Annotated in this window: 17 protein-coding genes; 13 read left to right on the forward strand and 4 right to left on the reverse strand. The window is 73.6% G+C overall.

From position 1 onward, the window contains the following. Nucleotides 1-88: 88 nt before the first annotated feature. From ACYVDA_RS11920 to ACYVDA_RS11940, 5 genes are all read left to right on the forward strand, one after another. Entirely contained in the window at nucleotides 89-274 is a 186-nt protein-coding gene (locus ACYVDA_RS11920) for a DUF5302 domain-containing protein (protein ID WP_460818578.1), read from the forward strand. Between the two features lie 104 nt (nucleotides 275-378). Continuing rightward, nucleotides 379-957, forward strand: a complete 579-nt coding sequence (locus tag ACYVDA_RS11925) for a MaoC family dehydratase (RefSeq protein ID WP_460818579.1) — start codon at nucleotides 379-381, stop codon at nucleotides 955-957. 19 nt (nucleotides 958-976) lie between these two features. Further along, nucleotides 977-1546, forward strand: a complete 570-nt coding sequence (locus tag ACYVDA_RS11930; RefSeq protein WP_460818580.1) for a histidine phosphatase family protein — start codon at nucleotides 977-979, stop codon at nucleotides 1544-1546. Between the two features lie 17 nt (nucleotides 1547-1563). Continuing rightward, a complete protein-coding gene (locus ACYVDA_RS11935; RefSeq protein WP_460818581.1) occupies nucleotides 1564-2229 on the forward strand; it encodes a DUF6758 family protein in 666 nt (221 codons plus the stop codon). Nucleotides 2230-2307: 78 nt separating this feature from the next. Continuing rightward, on the forward strand, nucleotides 2308-3078 hold the full coding sequence (locus tag ACYVDA_RS11940) for a ParA family protein (protein ID WP_460818582.1): 771 nt from the start codon (nucleotides 2308-2310) through the stop codon (nucleotides 3076-3078). 448 nt (nucleotides 3079-3526) lie between these two features. Here ACYVDA_RS11940 and ACYVDA_RS11945 read toward each other — a convergent pair whose 3' ends face one another. After that, complete coding sequence (locus ACYVDA_RS11945; protein WP_460818583.1) at nucleotides 3527-5014, reverse strand: DEAD/DEAH box helicase; 1488 nt, start codon at nucleotides 5012-5014, stop codon at nucleotides 3527-3529. 215 nt (nucleotides 5015-5229) lie between these two features. Here ACYVDA_RS11945 and ACYVDA_RS11950 point away from each other — a divergent pair, with 215 nt between their 5' ends. The 3 genes from ACYVDA_RS11950 (at nucleotide 5230) to ACYVDA_RS11960 (ending at nucleotide 8321) form a co-directional block, all read left to right on the forward strand. After that, a complete protein-coding gene (locus tag ACYVDA_RS11950) occupies nucleotides 5230-5967 on the forward strand; it encodes a ferritin-like fold-containing protein (protein WP_460818584.1) in 738 nt (245 codons plus the stop codon). Nucleotides 5968-6049: 82 nt separating this feature from the next. Further along, nucleotides 6050-6580 (forward strand): MarR family winged helix-turn-helix transcriptional regulator, encoded by a 531-nt coding sequence (locus ACYVDA_RS11955; protein WP_460818585.1) that lies wholly within the window; start codon nucleotides 6050-6052, stop codon nucleotides 6578-6580. Next, complete coding sequence (locus ACYVDA_RS11960) at nucleotides 6573-8321, forward strand: MDR family MFS transporter (protein WP_460818586.1); 1749 nt, start codon at nucleotides 6573-6575, stop codon at nucleotides 8319-8321. The genes ACYVDA_RS11955 and ACYVDA_RS11960 overlap by 8 nt, the downstream gene beginning before the upstream one ends. A 94-nt stretch (nucleotides 8322-8415) precedes the next feature. On the opposite strand, the gene ACYVDA_RS11965 is transcribed toward ACYVDA_RS11960, so the two are convergent. After that, the gene (locus ACYVDA_RS11965) at nucleotides 8416-8637 is read right to left on the reverse strand and encodes a DUF3107 domain-containing protein (protein ID WP_460818587.1); all 222 of its coding nucleotides are present in this window, start codon (nucleotides 8635-8637) and stop codon (nucleotides 8416-8418) included. Between the two features lie 120 nt (nucleotides 8638-8757). Then, a complete protein-coding gene (locus ACYVDA_RS11970; RefSeq protein ID WP_460818588.1) occupies nucleotides 8758-9411 on the reverse strand; it encodes a TetR/AcrR family transcriptional regulator in 654 nt (217 codons plus the stop codon). 163 nt (nucleotides 9412-9574) lie between these two features. On the opposite strand from ACYVDA_RS11970, the gene moeZ reads away from it, so the two are divergent. Further along, nucleotides 9575-10804 (forward strand): adenylyltransferase/sulfurtransferase MoeZ, encoded by a 1230-nt coding sequence (gene moeZ / locus ACYVDA_RS11975; protein ID WP_460818589.1) that lies wholly within the window; start codon nucleotides 9575-9577, stop codon nucleotides 10802-10804. Nucleotides 10805-10879: 75 nt separating this feature from the next. Here the strand turns inward: moeZ and ACYVDA_RS11980 are convergent, their stop codons facing one another. Continuing rightward, complete coding sequence (locus tag ACYVDA_RS11980; RefSeq protein WP_460818590.1) at nucleotides 10880-11836, reverse strand: TauD/TfdA dioxygenase family protein; 957 nt, start codon at nucleotides 11834-11836, stop codon at nucleotides 10880-10882. A gap of 101 nt (nucleotides 11837-11937) precedes the next feature. On the opposite strand from ACYVDA_RS11980, the gene ACYVDA_RS11985 reads away from it, so the two are divergent. The 4 genes from ACYVDA_RS11985 to ACYVDA_RS12000 all read left to right on the forward strand — a co-directional run bounded on the left by ACYVDA_RS11985 (nucleotide 11938) and on the right by ACYVDA_RS12000 (nucleotide 19296). Continuing rightward, nucleotides 11938-12234, forward strand: coding sequence for an MGMT family protein (locus ACYVDA_RS11985; RefSeq protein ID WP_460818591.1), 297 nt, complete (start codon nucleotides 11938-11940; stop codon nucleotides 12232-12234). A gap of 34 nt (nucleotides 12235-12268) precedes the next feature. Then, entirely contained in the window at nucleotides 12269-15562 is a 3294-nt protein-coding gene (locus ACYVDA_RS11990) for an ATP-dependent helicase (protein WP_460818592.1), read from the forward strand. Continuing rightward, complete coding sequence (locus ACYVDA_RS11995) at nucleotides 15559-18912, forward strand: ATP-dependent helicase (protein WP_460818593.1); 3354 nt, start codon at nucleotides 15559-15561, stop codon at nucleotides 18910-18912. Before ACYVDA_RS11990 ends, ACYVDA_RS11995 begins: the two co-directional genes overlap by 4 nt. Before the next feature lie 105 nt (nucleotides 18913-19017). Continuing rightward, nucleotides 19018-19296 (forward strand): hypothetical protein, encoded by a 279-nt coding sequence (locus ACYVDA_RS12000; RefSeq protein ID WP_460818594.1) that lies wholly within the window; start codon nucleotides 19018-19020, stop codon nucleotides 19294-19296. Nucleotides 19297-19316 lie beyond the last annotated feature (20 nt).

Consider the following 19316-nt stretch of genomic DNA (forward strand, 5'->3'; position numbering starts at 1 on the left):
GTGCGACGGTGGACCCTGGACCCGGCGGCACCCGCAACGGAGGCCACCGTGTCCCCGTCCACGCCACCCACGAGCAGCAGGAGCACCCATGGCCGAGCAGCACGCCAACGACGACATCAAGGCGAAGATGCGGGAGGCCCTGGAGCGCAAGCAGGCCAACGACCGCGGCGTCCCGCGCGACCGCCCCGCCAAGCAGAAGGTCAGCGGACCCGAGGTCGAGGGGGCCGGCGCCCCGGCGATGCACCGCCGCAAGGCCGGCGGCGGCGGGAGCTGAGGGCGGGGGGTCTCGACGGGCTCGACCGGCGGGACCCGCTCGTCCGACGGGCGGGCCGTGAGGAATCCCACGGACCCTCCCGGGACCGGGCCGTCTCCGACAGGATGGCCCGGTCGTCACCCGCCGTGAAGAGGAGATCCCGCATGCAGTTCGGTCGCAGCTACGAGGAGTTCGAGGTCGGGGCGACGTACAAGCACTGGCCCGGCAAGACGGTCACCGAGTTCGACGACCACATGTTCTGCCTGCTGACGATGAACCACCACCCGCTGCACCTCGACAGCAACTACGCCGAGGAGACCACGCAGTTCGGCAAGAACGTCGTGGTGGGCAACTACGTCTACTCGATCCTGCTCGGCATGAGCGTCCCCGACATCTCCGGCAAGGCGATCGCCAACCTGGAGATCGAGTCGCTGCGCCACGTCGCTCCGACTTTCCACGGCGACACCCTGTACGGCGAGACCACCGTGCTCGACAAGTGGGAGAGCAAGAGCAAGGACGACCGGGGCGTCGTCCACGTCGAGACGGTCGGCTACAACCAGGACGGCAAGGTCGTGTGCCTGTTCCGCCGCAAGGTGATGGTCCCCAAGGACTCCTACCTCGAGGCGCGGGGCGGCGAGCAGCCCGGGCGCCCGGTGCCGCAGCCGGACAAGAACTGGCCCGGCCCCGCCGCGGCCCAGGGCTGAGGGCCGGGGGCTGAGGGGGATGGGCGCACAGGACTCCGAGCTCTGGGTGGTCCGTCACGGCGAGACCGAGTGGAGCCGCGACGGCAGGCACACCTCGGTCACCGACCTGGACCTCACCCCCGAGGGCGCCGACGTCGCCCGCGGCCTGGCCGAGCGGTTGGCCGGTGAGCACTTCGACCTGGTGCTGAGCAGCCCGCGGCTGCGCGCGGTGCGCACCGCCGAGCTCGCCGGCTTCTCCGAGGTGGAGACCACCGAGGACCTCGCCGAGTGGGACTACGGCGACTACGAGGGCCTCACCACGCCCGAGATCCGCGAGTCGGTGCCGGACTGGACCGTCTGGTCCCGCCCCTGCCCCGGCGGCGAGACCGCCGACGCCGTGGCGCAGCGGCTGGACCGGGTCGTGGGGCGGGTGCGCTCGGCCGGCGGACGGGCGATCGTGTTCAGCCACGGCCACGCCTCCCGGGTGCTCGCGGCGCGCTGGCTGGGGCTCGAGCCGCAGGACGGCCGGCACTTCGTGCTGGGCACCGCGACGCTCTCCACGCTGGGCTGGGAGCGCGAGTCGCCGGCCGTGGCGCGCTGGAACGCCTGAGCACTACGCTCACCCCCGTGCCGCTCGCAGCGTCCTGCCCCCGCTGCACCGCCCCCGTGCAGGGGGAGGGTGCCGACTTCGCGTGCACGGTCCACGGACCCACCCCGCCGCTGTGGCGGCCCGACGTCGCGGACTACGAGGCGTTCGCCGAGATGGTCTCGCGCAGCGGGGACCTGCCCACCTACCTGCCCTGGCCGATGAGCCCGGGGTGGACGATCGCGGACTTCGGGTCGGTGGGGGACGCGGGTCGGGTCCGCGCGACGGTCACCACCGTGGTCGGGACCAGCGACCTCGACGGCGAGGTCGAGGTCACCGTCGTCTCCGAGGACCCCGGCACCGGCCTGGGGGCGCGCTGCGCGCGGTCGGCGTACGACGACCCGGGGCCGGAGGTCAGCGCCGGACCTCCCTCGGTGCACGTGCGCGCCGGTGGCCACTCCGTGCCGCTGTGGCTGGTCACCGAGAGCCTGCTCGAGCAGCCGCTGACCGGCATGGGCCACGCGGACGACGAGGTGCTGGCCCGCGCCGTCTTCGTCGGCGAGGCCGAGGGGCGCTGGCTCTGGCTGGTGGTGCGCCCGGGCTCGGCGGCCCTGCTGCTGCACGACGAGTGGCTGCTCGCCGACGTCACCGGCTTCGGCCCCGAGGCCCTGGAGATGCCGTTCGGGGGACCGCGGCCCGGCTGGTGAGGCCCGATCCGCGAGACGTCGGCGTGTGCCGGTGAACGCGGGCTGACCTGCGCCGACACCTGGGGCACAATGGCAGCGATGTCCACGACACACGTCCTCGCCGTCGCCAACCAGAAGGGCGGCGTCGCCAAGACCACGACCGTCGCCTCGCTGGGGTCCGCCCTCGCCGAGCTCGGCCACAAGGTCCTGCTGGTCGACCTCGACCCCCAGGCCTGCCTGACCTTCAGCCTGGGCATCGACCCCGAGGACGTGGAGATCTCGGTCCACCACGTGCTGACCAAGGGGATCGACCCGGCCGAGGTGATCGTCACGACCGACGACGGCGTCGACCTCCTGCCGGCCACCATCGAGCTCGCGCGCGCCGAGGCCGACCTGCTGACCCGCACGGGCCGGGAGTACGTCATCCGCAGCGCCATCGAGGACACCGAGGGCTACGACTGGGTCCTCCTGGACTGCCCGCCGTCCCTCGGCGTCCTCACCGTCGCCGCGCTCACCGCCGCCACCGGCGTGCTGGTCCCGCTGCAGTGCGAGACCCTGTCCCACCGCGGCGTCGGCCAGCTGCTCGACACCGTGCACGACGTCAAGCGGTTCACCAACCGCGACCTCGAGGTGTGGGGCGTGCTCCCGACGCTGTACGACGGTCGGACCAACCACGCGCGCACGGTCCTGGAGACGATCTCGGACACCTACGACCTCGAGGTCTTCGAGCCGCCGATCCCCAAGTCGATCCGCTTCGCCGAGGCCCCCGCCGCCGGCCGCTCCATCCTGGCCACGTCGCGCACCGGCAAGGGCGCGCAGGCCTACCGCGAGGTCGCCAAGAACCTGGTGACCCGGGCCGCCCGGGCCTGACCCGGACGAGCTGCGGCGTACGCCGTCGGGCCCGGTCCGCGGTCCACGAGCGCGCTGCTCGTGTGCCGGGCCACGCGGGGCCGCTGCGAATGTGGCTCGTGGGACTCAGGAGCCTGATCGGTGTTGCCTAGCGCCACATCGGCACGGGACCACGCTGCGAATGTGGCTCCTGGGGTCGGGCGCGTGCGGCCCAGGCCCCGAGCCGACCACATTGGCATCCTCTCCCCGTGCCGATGTGGCTCGGGTGCCGTCGGGTGCGCCCCGTCCGTCCCTCGCGCGACATTTGCAGGGCACCCCCGGCCCCCGGCCCCTGCCGCCCGCCGGCCCCCGCAGCCCGCCGGCCCGCGGCTCCGGTCCCGAGCGACACGCGGTGCCTCACCCGCTCCACCCCGTACGCCGAAGGGCCCGGACGTCGTCGACGTCCGGGCCCTCCTCGGTGCTGGGGTGCTCAGCCCTCCGTGGGGGCCGTGCTGCCGCCGCGGGTGCGGCGACGGTTGCGGTTCCGGCTGCGCGCGGGGCGGTCGCCGCCCTCGGAGGAGCCGGACGCTGCGGGGGCCGAGGTGGCCTCGGCGTCGCCGGCCGGCTTGTCGGAGGACCGGCCGCTGCGGTTGCGCTCGCGCGAGCCGCCGCCCTCGCGTCCACCGTCACGCCCGCCGGAGCGGGACCCGCCGTCGCGACCGCCCGAGCGGGAGCCGGACCCGCCGCGGCCGTCGGTGCGGGGCTTGCGCTCGATGACGACCTGGCCCTCGGGGATGACGCGCCCCTTGATGCCCTGGGGGATCCCCTGGTCGTGCAGGAAGTGCTCGGAGGAGGAGTAGGTCTCCAGCGGCTCGTCGAAGGGCAGGTCGAGCGCCTTGTTGATCATCTTCCAGCGGTGCTGGTCGGCCCAGTCCACGAAGGTGATCGCGATGCCGGTGGCACCCGCGCGGCCGGTGCGGCCGATCCGGTGGACGTAGGTCTTCTCGTCCTCGGGGCAGGTGTAGTTCACGACGTGGGTCACGCCGGTCACGTCGATGCCGCGGGCGGCGACGTCGGTGGCGACGAGCACCTGGAGCTTGCCCTCGCGGAACTTGGTCATCGCCTTCTCGCGGGCGACCTGCGCCATGTCGCCGTGGAGCGGCGCGGAGACGAAGCCGCGCTCGGTGAGGTCGTCGGAGACCCGCTGGGCCTGACGCTTGGTGCGGGTGAAGACGATCATCAGGTCGGCGCCCTCGGCCTGGAGCAGGCGACCGAGCATCTCGGGCTTGTCGAGGTCGTGGGCCTGGTAGATGAACTGCGCCGTGGCCGGCACCATCTGGTTGTCCTCGCCGGACTCGGCGCGGATGTTCATCGGGTGGCGCATGTGGGTGCGCGCCAGCGCCACGATCGCGGCCGGCATGGTCGCGGAGAACAGCATCGTCTGCCGGGTCTCGGGGGTCTGCTTGAGCAGGCGCTCGACGTCGGGCAGGAACCCGAGGTCCAGCATCTCGTCGGCCTCGTCGAGGACCAGCGACTTCACGTGGGAGATGTCGAGGGCACGGCGGTTCATCAGGTCGATCAGGCGCCCGGGGGTGCCCACCACGACCTCGACGCCGTCGGCGAGCGCGTCGAGCTGACCCTCGTAGGGCACGCCGCCGTACACGGTCAGGACGCGCAGGCCGCGGTCCTTGCCGGCCATGGCGAGGTCCTTGCTGACCTGGAGGGCCAGCTCGCGGGTCGGGGCCACGATCAGCGACTGCGGCTTGCCGGGGGCGGCGAGGTCGTCGAAGTCGGGGTCGTGCGGAGCGACGGCCCGCTGCAGCACCGGGATGCCGAACGCGAGGGTCTTGCCCGTGCCCGTGCGGGCCTGGCCGATCAGGTCGGTGCCCATCAGGGCGACCGAGAGGGTCATCTCCTGGATCGGGAAGGGGGACGTGATGCCGGCGCGCTCGAGGGCGTCGCAAATCTCGGGAAGCACCCCGAGCTCTCGGAAGGTGGTCAGGTTCTCGCCTGTTCTGTGTGGACGCAGCCGGAGCGTGTCCCTGCGTCTTCATGTGTCGGATCGAGTGATCGCGTCTGTCGTCGTACGCCGCCGGCGAGCCGCCCGTGGTGGGACTCCGGGCCCTCCGCAGTGGGGACCCAGGGGAGCATCAAGCCCGCGGTACCACATCACTGTATCGGTAGGCTGCCCGCATGACCGAACCCTCGCCCGTGGCCCCCTCCCCGATCGAGGCGCCGCAGGGCCCGGACGCGGACTCGGTCGCCTTCGAGGACCCGGCCTACCGCGCCGCCGTCGTCGACCTGCTCGGCGTGATCACCTACGGCGAGATCAGCGCCTTCGAGCGGCTCGCCGAGGACGCCAAGCTGGCCGTCGAGCTGCCCGACAAGCTGGCGCTGGGCCGGATGGCGACGGTGCAGTTCGGCCACATCGAGCCCCTCACCGCGCGGATCTCCTCCCTGGGCGCCGACCCGGTGGAGGCGATGGCGCCGTTCCGGACGGCCTTCGACGTCTTCCACGCCAGCACCACCCCCAGCGACTGGCTCGAGGGCCTGGTCAAGGCGTACGTCGGCGACGGGCTCTCGGCCGACTTCTACGTCGAGATCGCGCAGTTCCTCGACGCCGGCACCCGCCACCTGGTCGTCGACTCCCTCGCCGACATGGGGCAGGCCGACTTCGTGGTGGGCCGGATCCGCCGCGCCATCGAGGAGGACCACCGGGTCGGGGGCCGCCTGGCGCTGTGGGGCCGCCGGATTATGGGGGAGGCCCTCTCACAGGCCCAGCGGGTGGCCGCCGAGCGCGACTCCCTGGCCGCGCTGCTCGCCGGGGGCGTGGACCGTCCCGGGATGGACCTGGCCGCGCTGACCCGGATGTTCAGCCGGCTGACCGAGAACCACGCCCGTCGCATGGCCGAGCTGGGGCTCGCCTCCTAGGTGACCCCGCCCGGTCCACCGGGTGAGGGCGCTCACACCCAATAAGGTTGCTTGCGACAACCAACGGACGTATGGTTGACCTATGTCAACCACTTCCCGTGCCGCAGCGGAGGCCGGGTCCGGACGCACGGACCGGGCCGAGGCCGTCTCGCGGTTGTTCGACGCCCTGATCGGCTTCAGCCGCTCGCTCAAGGCGCGCGGTGGCGACTGGGCCACCCTGGACCCCGAGCTGTCACGCGGGGACGTCGTCCTCCTGGGCGTCGTGGCGGCCCACGGCCCCCTGCGGCCCGGCCACATCGCCACCAAGCTCTCCGTCGACGCCTCGGTCGTGAGCCGCCAGCTCGCCGGCCTGCACCGCAACGGCCTGGTCGACCGCGGCCCCGACCCCGCCGACCGCAGGGCCGAGCTGATCAGCCTGAGCCCGGCCGGCCACGAGCGCCTGGCCCACGCCCGCGAGGTGATGTGCGGCGCCCTCGCCGAACGCCTCGACCACTGGGACGTCGCCGCCGTCCTCGACGCCGCCGCGATGGTCGACGACCTCGGCCACCGGCTCCACCAACCGCTCCTGAACCCCGCTCCGTCCCACCCGTCCTCCGAGGAGACCCATGTCTGACACCGCGACCCGCCCGTCGGTCGCCCCCACGACCCCGCCCAGCCCGACGACCAGCCCGACGTCCAGCACCACCGGGTCGGCCCCGCACGAGCCGACCCACAAGGAGATCGTCGAGGTCCTGATCGGGCTGCTCTCGGCCCTGTTCGTGGCCATCGTGAGCACGACGATCGTCTCGACCGCCCTGCCGACGATCATCGCCGACCTCAAGGGCACCCAGACGCAGTACACCTGGGTCGTCACCGCCTCGCTGCTCGCGATGACCGTGACCAGCCCGATCTGGGCCAAGCTCTCCGACCTGTTCAACAAGAAGCTGCTCGTGCAGGTCGCCATCGGCGTCTTCGTGCTCGGCTCCCTCGCGGCCGGCACGGTGCAGAACGTGCCCGAGCTCCTGGCCGCGCGTGCGGTGCAGGGCCTCGGCATGGGCGGCCTGATCGCCCTGACCCAGTCGATCATCGCGGCGCTGATCCCGCCGCGTCAGCGGGGTCGCTACAGCGGCTACATGGCCGGCGTGATGGCGGTCGCCACCGTCTCGGGCCCCCTGCTCGGCGGCCTGATCGTGGACAGCCTCGGCTGGCGCTGGTGCTTCTGGGTGGCCGTGCCGTTCGCGGTGCTCGGCCTGGGGATGCTGCAGAAGTTCCTGCACGTCGAGACCGTCCGTCGTGAGGTGCGCATCGACGTCCTCGGCGCCATCTCGATCGCGACCGCGGCCGCGCTGCCCCTGGTGTGGGTCTCCTTCGCCGGCACCAGCTTCGCCTGGTGGTCGGCCCCCACGGCGTACTTCTGGGTGGGCACGCTCCTGGCCCTCGCCGTGGTCGTCGTGGTCGAGCGCCGTCACTCCGACCCGCTCGTGCCGCCGCGCATCATCGCCGACAAGATGACGATGCTGGCAATCCTGGGCAGCCTCGCGGTGGGCGTGGCGCAGTTCGGCGCCTCGGTCTTCCTCAGCCAGTACTTCCAGGTCGCCCGGGGGCACACCCCGACCGAGGCCGGCCTGCTGATGCTGCCGCTGATCGTGGGCAACCTGTTCGGCGCCACCGGGGCGGGGCAGTACATCACCCGCACCGGTCGCTGGAAGGGCGTCATGCTCCTCGGTGGCGTGCTGCTCCCGGCCGGTCTGATGCTGATGGGCACCGTCAACCACACCAGCCCCCTGTGGCACCTCTCGGCCTTCATGGTCGTGATGGGCCTGGGCACCGGCGCCCTGATGCAGAACCTCGTCCTGGTCGTGCAGAACACCGTCGACGTCACCGACGTCGGCGCGGCCTCCGGCGTGGTGACCTTCTTCCGCTCGCTCGGCGGCACGATCGGCGTCGCGGCGCTCGGTGCCGTGCTGGCCGGCGGGGTCCGCGACAAGCTGGCCTCCGCGCTCGGCTCGTCCGCCCAGGCCTCCGGCTCCGGCGGGACCATGGACCTCTCGGGGTTGCCCGCCTCGGTGGTCACCACGATCCGGGCGGCGTACGCCGACGCGACCGCGCACGTCTTCCTGATCGCCGGGATCGTCGCGCTGCTCACCCTGGTCGCCGTCGCCCTGATGCCGGTCACCGAGCTGCGCACCACGGTCCGCAAGGTCGAGGAGCCGCAGGAGGACGGGGCGACCGGGGAGGCCGGTCAGGCGGACCGGGCCCGGACCGCCGAGCCGGCCGCGACCGTGGCTGCCTCGCCGTCCTACGTCCCGCGGCACCGCGGTGAGCCGGACGCCGAGGACGTGGAAGAGGACCTGCGCGAGGACGTGCTGGTCTGACCCGTCCCGCTCGAGCCCCCTCCTCGGGCCCCGGACGCAGCGAGGCCCCCGCCGGACGGCGGGGGCCTCGCTGCTGCTCGTGGTGCGGGTGCGGCTAGGAGCGGAAGCCGACGGTGCCGGTCGTGCTGGTCGTGATCTCGATGTAGGCCAGCTTCTCGCCGGGGACGACCAGGCGGCGGCCCTTGCTGTCGACCAGGGAGAGGACCCCGCCCTCCTCGAGCGCGGCGGAGACGGCCTTCTCGACGCCGTCGGCGTCCAGGGTGGTGTCGATGGTGAGCTCGCGCGAGGCGTGCTGCACGCCGATCTTGACCTCCATGGGAGGGCCTCCTTGTGAGGTGGGGGTGGTGTGGTGGTGTCGGGGGTGCCGGGCCGGGTGAGGGCCCTGCGTCAACTGTGTCAGACCCGGGGTGAGGCGCGACCCGGGGCCGTGCGGGAGCTAGCGCTCGTCGTGGCGCGGGTAGCCGCGGATGCCGCGCCAGGCGAGGCCCGAGACCAGCGTCGCGGCCGCGCTCTGGTCCACGGTGCCGCTCTCGTGCAGCCAGTAGCGGGCGCTCACCTGGCCCATGCCGACCAGGGCGACGGCGACCAGCTGCGACTGCTCCGCGGGCAGCCCGGTGTCGTCGGAGATCACGTGGGCGATCAGCTTGGCGCACTCCATGGTGACGCGGTCGACCCGCAGGCGCACCGCGGGCTCGTTGGTCAGGTCGGACTCGAAGACCAGCCGGAAGGCGCCCTCGGCGTCGGCGACGTAGGCGTAGAAGGCCTGCATCGTGGCCGTGACGCGCTGCTTGTTGTCCTCGGTGCTGTCCAGCGCGGCGGCGACCGAGCTGATCATCGCGTCGCAGGACTCGTCCAGCAACGCGAGGTAGAGCTCCATCTTGCCGGGGAAGTGCTGGTAGAGCACCGGCTTGGAGACGCCCGCGCGCTCGGCGATGTCGTCCATCGCGGCCGCGTGGTAGCCCTGGGCCACGAAGACCTCGCGCGCGGCCGAGAGCAGCTGGGCGCGTCGCGCGCGTCGGGGGAGACGGACGCCCCGGGCGGGCACCGGCTCCGAGGTGGGCGTGCTTCGCCGAGGGTCCGAGGTGCTCACCGGCGCAGCCTACAAGCAGCGGGGCCCGGGGCCGGGGCGCGCTCGCGGCGCGCGCGTGCACGGCTGCGGACGGGCGGGGCGCGGTGTCCGGATCACGGTCGCGGCGGGTCGGCCCACCGCGGCCGGGGAACATGGGGAGACGCGCCGGTGTTGCCACCGGCACATGCCCGCCACCCGAGGAGAAGCAGTCGTGTCCCTTCCTGCACTGGTCGAGCCAGCAGCCGAGCTGACCGTCGACGAGGTACGCCGCTACAGCCGCCACCTGATCATCCCCGACGTGGGCATGACCGGGCAGAAGCGGCTCAAGAACGCCAAGGTGCTGGTCATCGGCGCCGGCGGCCTGGGCAGCCCCGCGCTGCTCTACCTGGCCGCGGCGGGCGTCGGCACGCTCGGCATCGCCGAGTTCGACGAGGTCGACGAGTCCAACCTGCAGCGCCAGATCATCCACGGGCAGTCCGACATCGGGAAGTCCAAGGCCGTCTCGGCCATGGAGTCGATCGCCGAGGCCAACCCGCTGGTCAAGGTCGTGCTGCACGAGGAGCGTCTCGACAACGACAACGTCCTGGACGTCTTCGCCGACTACGACCTGATCGTCGACGGCACCGACAACTTCGCGACCCGCTACATGGTCAACGACGCGGCGTACTTCTTGAACAAGCCGTACGTCTGGGGCTCGATCTACCGCTTCGACGGCCAGGCCAGCGTCTTCTGGCCCACGCTCGAGGGCGCCGAGGCCCCCTGCTACCGCTGCCTCTACCCCGAGCCCCCGCCGCCCGGCATGGTCCCCAGCTGCGCCGAGGGCGGCGTGCTGGGCGTCCTGTGCGCGAGCATCGGCTCGATCCAGGTCAACGAGGCGATCAAGCTGCTCACCGGCATCGGTGACGCTGCCGTCGGCAAGCTGGTCATCTACGACGCCCTCGAGCTGGAGTGGCGCACGCTGAAGGTCCGCAAGGACCCCAACTGCCGGCTGTGCGGCCCGAACGCCGACGTCACCGAGCTGATCGACTACGAGACCTTCTGCGGCGCCGTCTCCGAGGAGGCCTCCGAGGCCGCCGCCGGGTCGACCATCTCGGTCACCCAGCTCGAGCACATGCTCAAGGAGCGCGAGGAGGGCACCCGCGACTTCACCCTGGTCGACGTGCGCGAGCCCAACGAGTACGAGATCAACAAGATCCCCGGCTCGATCCTGATCCCCAAGGGCGAGTTCCTCAACGGCAACGTCTTCGACCAGCTCGGTCAGGACAAGCCGGTCGTCCTGCACTGCAAGTCGGGCGTCCGCTCGGCCGAGGCGCTGGCCGTGCTCAAGGGCGCGGGCTACGCCGACGCGGTCCACGTCGGCGGCGGCGTCGTCGCGTGGGTCAACCAGATCGACCCCTCGCAGCCGTCCTACTGACGACCTGACGACGCCGACGGGCGGTGCCGCTGGAGCTCCAGCGGCACCGCCCGTCGGCTTATGTCGGGAAACGTGCTAGCTGATCAGGTGGTCGATCGAGCTGAAGTGGTCGGCGTTGCCCGACCGGACCACGCTGGGGCGTCCGTCGATCGAGACCGGCACGTCCCCGGCGACCGTGATGCGGCGCATCTCGCGGGGCTGGGTGTCGAAGTCGGCCACGGCGTAGTGCTGGGTGGCGCGGTTGTCCCACATCGCGACGTCGCCGTGCTCCCAGGTCCACCGCACGGTGTTCTCCAGCTTGGTGACGCGGTCCTGGAGCACCTTGAACAGGGCGGCCGACTCCGAGGTGTTGAGGCCGACGAACTTCTTCACGAAGTGGCCCAGCACCAGCGAGCGCTCGCCGGTCTCGGGGTGCACGCGCACGACCGGGTGCTCGGTCTCGTAGTGGATCGACTCGAACTCCGAGCGCTTGAAGTTGGAGTCGTCGTCGTCCTCGCCGGACTCGGTGTCGCGGGCGTAGTCGTAGGCGTTGGTGTGCACGGCCCACAGCTCCTCGACCAGCGCCTGGAGCGGCCGCGGGAGGGCGTCGTACGCCGTGACGGTGTTGGCCCAGCAGGTGTTCCCGCCGTACGCCGGCAGGGTGACGCCGCGCAGCACCGAGATGGCCGGCACCCGGTCGACGAAGGTCACGTCGGTGTGCCAGGAGTTGGCGGCCATGCCCCGGTCGGCCTTGACGCTGAGCACGCGGGCCGACCCGGTGTTGACCGTCGGGTGGGCCGTGGTCAGGGGGCCGAGCAGCTCGGCGAAGGCGATCTGGTGGTCGTCGTCGAGGTGGTGCTGGCCGCGGAAGAAGAGCACCTTGTGCTCGAGCAGGGCCGCGCGCACCTGGGCGACGGTCCCGGGGGAGAGGTCCCCGCCGAGGCGGACGCCCTCGACGACGGCGCCGATGCGCCCGCCGACCTTGCGCACCCGGACGGGGGCGGCGGAGGGAGGGGAGACGTGCTCGGTGTGGGCCTCGAACTGGATCGTCATGCTCGTCCCTTCCTGTGCGGCGTACCTGGTCGACTAACTGTAGCAAACTTATCTACTTAGCGAGGTTAGGCCGCGACAAGACCGCTTGAGAGGATCGGGCGGTGGACGCCGAGGAGCACGTCGAGCGGGTGCTGGCCCTGGTGGAGCAGGTGCCCCCGGGGCGGGTCACGACGTACGGCGCCCTCGCCGACGCGATCGGCGCCCGCGGTCCGCGTGCCGTGGGGCGGGTGATGTCGCTGCACGGGGGGCCGGTGCCGTGGTGGCGCGTGGTGCGCTCCGACGGGTCGTTGCCGCCCAGCCACGACGAGGAGGCGCGCGCCCACTACCTCGCCGAGGGGACGCCGTTGCGGTCCACCGGACGGATCGACATGCCGCGGGCGTTCTGGGCGCCGGCGTGACGGTCCTGTCGGTGGCGGGTGCGAGGCTGCGCCCGTGACCGCAGCGACCCCCCCGGCACCCCCCGGGACCGCCTACCGCCTGGTGCGCCCCACCGGCGGGCGCGCGGGCGCGCCGGTGCTCGACGCGTTCCAGCGCGCGGTGGTCGCCCACACCGGCGGCCCCCAGCTGGTCCTCGCGGGCCCGGGGACCGGCAAGACCACCACCATGGTCGAGGCGATCGCGGACCGGGTGGAGGTCCGCGGGGTCGACCCGGCCTCGATCCTGGCCCTGACCTTCAGCCGCAAGGCGGCCGAGCAGCTGCGCGACCGGGTCACGGCGCGGCTGGGTCGCACCACGTCGGCGGCGATGTGCTCGACCTTCCACTCCTTCGCCTACGGGCTCGTCCGGCGCTACTCGCCTGCCGAGCTCTACTCCACGCCGCTGCGGCTGCTGAGCGCGCCCGAGCAGGACGTGGTGCTGCGCGAGCTCCTCGCCGACTCGCCCGAGTCGGTGGGCTGGCCGGACTCGCTGGCGAGGGCCGCGGGCACCCGGGGCTTCGCCCACGAGGTGGCCTCCGTGCTGGGGCGGGCCCGGGAGAAGGGCCTCGACGGTCCGGCCCTCGCCGCGCTGGGCCGCGAGCACGGGCTGCCGGAGTTCGTCGCGGCGGGCTACTTCCTGGAGCAGTACCTCTCCAACCTGGACTTCCAGGGCGCCACCGACTACCCCGACCTGCTGCGCCGGGCGGTGATCGAGGCCGAGGACCACCGCGAGGAGCTCCGCGCCGAGTTCACCCACGTCTTCGTCGACGAGTACCAGGACACCGACCCCGGCCAGGTGCGCCTGCTCCAGGCGCTCGCGGGCGACGGGGGCCACCTCACGGTGGTCGGTGACCCGCACCAGTCCATCTACGCCTTCCGGGGGGCCGAGGTGCGCGGCATCCTCGACTTCCCCGACCAGTTCCGCCACCGCGACGGACGCCCGGCCGACGTGCGGGCCCTGGGCAACGTGCGGCGCTTCGGCCCGCGGGTCCTCACGGCCAGCCGCCGGATCGCCTCGCGGCTCCCGCTGACCGGCAGCATCGACGCCGAGGCCCGGGCCGCCTTCACGGCCCCCACCTCGGTGCGCGACGAGCCCGGCACCCGCCGGACCGACCGCGTCGAGGTGCTGACCGTCGACACCGAGCGGGCCGAGGTCGAGCGCCTCGCCGACCTGCTCCGGCGGGCCCACCTCGAGGACGGGGTGCCCTGGTCGGAGATGGCGGTGCTGGTGCGGTCGGGGCGCACCTCGATCCCGGTGCTGCGTCGCGGGCTGGCCGGCGCCGGGGTCCCGGTCGAGGTCGCCGGCGACGAGACCCCGCTCGCCCGCGAGCCCGCGGTCAGCACGCTGGTCTCCGCGCTGCGCACCGTGGTGGTGCTGGACCCGACGGCACCGGACCCGGCCGCGCTGCTGGACCCCGTCACGGTGGAGGGCCTCCTGCTGTCCCCGATGGTCGGCCTGGACGCCACCGACGTCCGGGCGCTCTCGCGGCGGCTGCGCGAGGAGGACAAGCGCCGGGCCCCGACCGAGGAGCGGTCGCCGCGGGGGTCGGCCGACCTGCTGCGCGCCGCCCTGGCCGAGCCGGAGCTGCTCGGCGCGCCGGGCCGGACCGCGGCCGACGCGGTGCCCCGCAAGGTGGCCGCCCTCGCGACCCTGCTGCGGCGGGCCCGGGCGAGCCTCGACGACGGCGACACGGTCGAGGAGGTCCTGTGGCAGCTGTGGTCGGGCACGTCCTGGCCCGAGCTGCTGCGCCAGCGCACGCTGCGCGGGGGCGCCGGGGCCCGGCTGGCCCACCGCGACCTCGACGCCGTCGTCGCCCTGTTCGAGGCGGCCGCCCGGGCCGAGGAGCAGGCCGGCCACAAGGGGGTGGGGGAGTTCCTGGCCACCATCGAGGCCCAGGAGATCCCCGGTGACTCCCTGGCCGACCGTGGCGTCCGCGGGGACGCCGTACGCCTGCTGACGGCGCACCGCTCCAAGGGGCTCGAGTGGCGCCTGGTCGTCGTCGCCCACGTGCAGGAGGGCGCGTGGCCCGACCTGCGTCGCCGCTCCTCGCTCCTGCACGCCGACCGCATCGGCGCGGCCCAGTGGTCGCTGCCCGTGCTCCAGCCCGAGACCAGCACCCGCGAGCTGCTCGCGGAGGAGCGTCGCCTGTTCTACGTGGCGTGCACCCGCGCCAAGGAGCGCCTGGTCGTCTCCGCCGTCGCCTCGCCCGACGACGAGGGCGAGCAGCCGTCCCGGTTCCTGGGCGAGCTCGGCGTCGAGGTGGTGCACCGGGCCGGTCGCCCGGCCCGCCCGCTGTCGCTGCCCGGCCTGGTGGCCGAGCTGCGCCGGACCGCGGCCGACCCCGCGTCACCGCCCGACCTGCGCCGGGCCGCCGTGCGCCGGCTGGCCGCGCTGTCGCTGCAGACCCGTCCCGACGGGCGGCCGCTCGTGCCCGGGGCCGACCCGGCCACGTGGTGGGGGACCCGTGGACCCAGCCGGGCCGACGCGCCGCTGCGGCCGCCGGACCGCCCCGTCGAGCTCTCCGCCAGCGCGCTCGCCGGGCTGCTGGACTGCCCCGCCCAGTGGTTCCTGGAGCGCGAGGCCGGCGGGTCGCAGACCTCCAGCCAGGCGCAGGGGTTCGGCAACCTGGTGCACGCGATCGCCGACCGCGTCGCCAAGGACGAGCTCGGCCCGGGCCCCGTGGCGGTGGAGCAGCTGATGACCCTGGTCGACGAGGTCTGGGACCAGCTCACCTTCCGCACGCCCTGGTCGCGGGGCCGCGAGCGCGAGGAGGTCCGCAAGGCGCTGACCCGCTTCGTCGACCACCACCAGCGCCCCGGCGCCCGCCAGGTGCTGGCCACCGAGCAGGAGATCCGCGCCGAGGTGGTGCTGCCCGACGGCGAGGCCGTGGTCCTGCGGGGGTACGCCGACCGGCTCGAGCTCGACGAGGACGGCCGGGTCGTCGTGGTCGACCTCAAGACCGGCAAGTACGCCCCCACCGACGCCTCGCTGACCGAGAACCCCCAGCTCGGCCTCTACCAGCACGCGGTCGACCACGGTGCGCTCGACGAGGTCGCCGGCGCCCCGGTGACATCGGGGGGTGCCGAGCTGTGGCAGCTGCGCAAGGACGTCCGGGGTCGGCTCAAGGTGCAGGCCCAGCCGCCCCAGCAGCCCGACGAGACCGGGGTGCTGCCGGTCCAGCTGCAGCTCACCACGGCGGCCGCGGCGCTGCGCCAGGAGTCGTTCCCCGCGCAGCCCTCGTCGCGCTGCGACCGCTGCCAGTTCGTCCCGCTGTGCCCGGCCCACGTCTCCGGGTCGGTGCTCTCGTGACCGCGACCGGCGACGTGGACCTGCCCGCGCGACCCGGCGTACGCCTGGACGGCCCCGCCGACCTCCAGCGGCTGATGCGGGCGCCGTTCGCCTTCAGCGAGCCGCAGTGGCGCGTCGTCAGTGCGCCGCTGGAGCCGGCCGTGGTCATCGCCGGGGCGGGGTCGGGCAAGACCTCCGTGATGGCCGCCCGGGTGGTCTACCTCGTCGCCACCGGCCAGGTGGCCCCCGACGAGGTGCTCGGCCTGACCTTCACCACCAAGGCCACCGCCGAGCTCGCCTCCCGGGTGCGCTCGGCCCTCGACGACGCCGGCCTCGCCGCGCCCCGACCCGGTCGAGGTGTCGCGCCGGGCGAGCAGCCGGACGAGCAGCCCGAGCGGGTCGAGCCGCTGGTCTCGACGTACAACGCCTACGCCGCCTCGCTGCTCACCGAGCACGGCCTGCGGATCGGGCACGAGCCCGACACCCGGGTGATGGCCGACGCCTCCCGCTACCAGGTCGCCGCCCGCGCGATCGAGCGTCACACCGGTGCCGTCGACCTGCTCAGCGAGCACCCGAAGTTCGCCATCGACTACCTGCTGGCCCTCGACGCCGAGCTCGACGAGCACCTGGTGACGCCGGCCCAGGTGCGGGCCTGGCACGCCCAGCAGCGGCCGCTGTTCGAGCAGGCGCTGGCCACCTCCCGGGCCCGCAGCGAGATCACCAAGGCGCTGGACAAGATGGTCGAGCGCGAGGAGATCCTCGACCTGGTCGAGGGCTACCGTCGCCTCAAGGCGCAGTTCGGCGTCATGGACTTCTCCGACCAGGTCGCGCTGGCCGCCGAGCTGGCCCGCACCCAGCCCGAGGTGGGGGCCCTGGAGCGGGCCAAGTTCAAGGTCGTCCTGCTCGACGAGTACCAGGACACCTCGGTGGCCCAGGCCCAGCTGCTCAGCGGGCTCTTCTCCGGGCCGGGCGTGGGCGAGGGCGCCGGGGGTGGGCGCGGGCACGCCGTCACCGCGGTCGGCGACCCCAACCAGGCGATCTACGGCTGGCGGGGCGCCTCGGTCTCCAACATCCTCAACTTCGGCCGGTTCTTCCCCTCGGCCGACGGCGCCGAGGTGCCGTCGTACTCCCTCACGGTCAACCGGCGCTCGGACCGGCGGGTCGTCGACGTGGCCAACGCCCTGGCCGCCCCGCTGTACGCCGCCTTCGACCAGGTCGAGCCGCTGGAGGCCAAGCCGGACGCCGCGGACGGCGAGGTCCACGCCGTGCGCCACGCCACCTACGCGGCCGAGCTGGCCTGGCTCTCCCAGCAGGTGCTCGACGAGCACGCCACCGGGTCCGGCCCGTGGAGCGAGATCGGGGTGCTGGTCCGCGACAACAAGCACGCCGCCGACGTCTTCGACGCGCTCACCGCCCGCGAGGTCCCGGTCGAGATCGTGGGCCTCAAGGGCCTGATGCGGCTCCCCGAGGTCTCCGAGGTCATCTCCACGCTGTCGCTGCTGCAGGACCTCACCGCGAACGCCGACGTGCTCAACCTGCTCACCGGGCCGCGGTGGGCGATCGGGCCGCGCGACCTGGCCCTGCTGGGCAAGCGGGCCCGGGCCCTGGCCGGCACGGTCCTGCGCCCCGACGGGGTCACGGTCGCCGAGGAGCTGCAGCGCGCGGTCGAGGGGGCCGACCCCACGGAGGTGGTGTCCCTGTGCGACGCCCTGGCCGACCCGGGTGACCTGCCCTACTCGCCCGAGGCGCTGGAGCGGTTCGCGCTGCTCGACGGCGAGCTGCGCTCGCTGCGCCACCACGTGGGCGAGCCGCTGCTCGACCTCGTGCGACGCATCGTCGACGTCACCGGCATCGACGTCGAGCTGGCGGCCTCGGTCTCGCCGGCGGCGGGCGCGCGTCGTGACAACCTCGACCTCTTCGTCAAGGCCGTGGCCGACTTCCAGGCCATCGACGGCCAGGTGACCCTCCCGTCGCTGCTGGCGTGGCTCCAGGCCGAGGACGAGATGGGCAGCGGGCTCGACCAGGCCACGCCGTCGGAGGCGGACTCGGTCAAGCTGCTCACGGTCCACCGGGCCAAGGGCCTGGAGTGGGACGCGGTCTTCCTGGTGGGGGTCTGCGCCGAGAAGTTCCCGGTCGCCAAGGCGCGGTCCCAGTGGACCACGGTCGGGCGCGTCCTGCCCGCCCCGCTGCGCGGGGACGCCGCCGACGTGCCGCAGCTGCGCGGCCACGACAAGCCGGCGCTCGCGGCCTTGACCGAGGAGGCGCGCGAGCACCAGGCGGTCGAGGAGCTGCGGCTGGGCTACGTCGCCCTCACCCGCGCGCGGCACCGGCTCTGGGTCTCCTCCTACCAGTGGAGCCCGACGAGGCAGAAGCCGCTCGCGCCCTCCGACTACCAGCTCACGGTGCGCCGGGTGCTGGAGGAGGAGGGGCTGCCCCTCGAGGCCTGGCCCGACCCGCCGACCGACGGCGAGACCAACCCGCTGATGGGAGCGGTGACGTCGGTGCCCTGGCCGGTGACGGTGCGGACGGCCGAGCACGAGCGCCGGCTGGTGGCTGCCGACCTGGTCCGCGAGGCCGTGCACGAGCTGCTCGAGGGGCCCGTGCCCGGCCAGGGGGCCGACGCGGACGAGGGCCTGGACCTCGTGGCCGCTGCCACGGTTGCGGAGTGGGACGCCGAGACCGAGCGGTTGCTCGCCGAGGCCCGGGCCGACCGGTCCCCGGTCCGCGAGGTCGCGCTCCCCGCCAGTCTCTCGGCCACCTCGGTCGCCCGGCTGCGCGACGACCCCGACGCCTTCGCCCGCGACCTGGCCCGGCCGATGCCGCGGCCGCCGTCGCCGGAGGCACGGTTCGGGACCCGCTTCCACGCCTGGGTCGAGGCCCGGGTGGGTCAGCAGTCCCTGCTGGACCCCGACGAGCTGCCGGGACGCGGCGACCTCGGGATCGAGGACGAGGCCGACCTGCAGGTGCTGGTGGACGCCTTCGAGGCGGGCCCCTTCGCCGAACGGGTGCCCGTGGCCACCGAGGCGCCGTTCTCCCTGGTCCTGGCCGGCCAGGTCGTGCGCGGCCGGATCGACGCGGTGTACGCCCAGGGCGACGGCTTCCTGGTCGTGGACTGGAAGACCAGCCGGCGCGAGTCGGCCGACCCGCTCCAGCTCGCGCTCTACCGGCTGGCGTGGGCCGAGCTCACAGGTGTGCCCCTGGACCGGGTCGGTGCCGCCTTCCACTACGTCCGCAGCGGCCGCACCGTGGAGCCGGCCGGCCTGCTGGACCGGGCCGGGCTCGAGGCGCTGATGGGCCCCGACGGCCCCGACGGCCCCGACGGCCCCGACGCTCCAGGCAGCCCGGGCGGTCCCGGTCAAGGGTCCGTCTGAGTCCGAAAAGGCCGGTGCAGACCAGTGCGCCCAACTTGTCGGCGATGAGTGCCTCGTCTGGCCCGGGTGAGGAGACTCTGGCGCGGGGGAACGACAGGGGGAGCGATGTTCGGTTCGACGATGGTGCTCAGCGTGGGTCAGGCCCTTGATCGGGCGCGCGAGGACGACCTGGTCGTGCGGGTCAACGTGGGCGGGGAGTGGATCACCGGTCGGGTGGTCGCGTGCGACGGTCACGGCGTGGCCGTCGAGGAGACCGGCGGGGACCTGTGCGTCGTGCGCACCGAGGTCGTGCTCGGCGTACGCCTGCCGGCGTCGCGACCCGCCCGGCACGTGCACTCCGAGCGCGTCGACCCGGCTCCCCGCGGCCCCTCGCCCTTCTCCTGACGCGCCCCGCTAATCTCGCG

It is taken from the genome of Nocardioides korecus (genome assembly GCF_054778395.1).

Coding starts and splice junctions, on each gene's coding strand:
- ACYVDA_RS11940 (WP_460818582.1), top strand. CDS start 2,308: ATGTCCACGACACACGTCCTCGCCGTCGCCAACCAGAAGGGCGGCGTC.
- ACYVDA_RS11925 (WP_460818579.1), top strand. CDS start 379: ATGGCCCGGTCGTCACCCGCCGTGAAGAGGAGATCCCGCATGCAGTTC.
- moeZ (WP_460818589.1), top strand. CDS start 9,575: ATGCCCGCCACCCGAGGAGAAGCAGTCGTGTCCCTTCCTGCACTGGTC.
- ACYVDA_RS11930 (WP_460818580.1), top strand. CDS start 977: ATGGGCGCACAGGACTCCGAGCTCTGGGTGGTCCGTCACGGCGAGACC.
- ACYVDA_RS11920 (WP_460818578.1), top strand. CDS start 89: ATGGCCGAGCAGCACGCCAACGACGACATCAAGGCGAAGATGCGGGAG.
- ACYVDA_RS11980 (WP_460818590.1), bottom strand. CDS start 11,836: ATGACGATCCAGTTCGAGGCCCACACCGAGCACGTCTCCCCTCCCTCC.
- ACYVDA_RS11950 (WP_460818584.1), top strand. CDS start 5,230: ATGACCGAACCCTCGCCCGTGGCCCCCTCCCCGATCGAGGCGCCGCAG.
- ACYVDA_RS11955 (WP_460818585.1), top strand. CDS start 6,050: ATGTCAACCACTTCCCGTGCCGCAGCGGAGGCCGGGTCCGGACGCACG.
- ACYVDA_RS12000 (WP_460818594.1), top strand. CDS start 19,018: ATGTTCGGTTCGACGATGGTGCTCAGCGTGGGTCAGGCCCTTGATCGG.
- ACYVDA_RS11960 (WP_460818586.1), top strand. CDS start 6,573: ATGTCTGACACCGCGACCCGCCCGTCGGTCGCCCCCACGACCCCGCCC.
- ACYVDA_RS11965 (WP_460818587.1), bottom strand. CDS start 8,637: ATGGAGGTCAAGATCGGCGTGCAGCACGCCTCGCGCGAGCTCACCATC.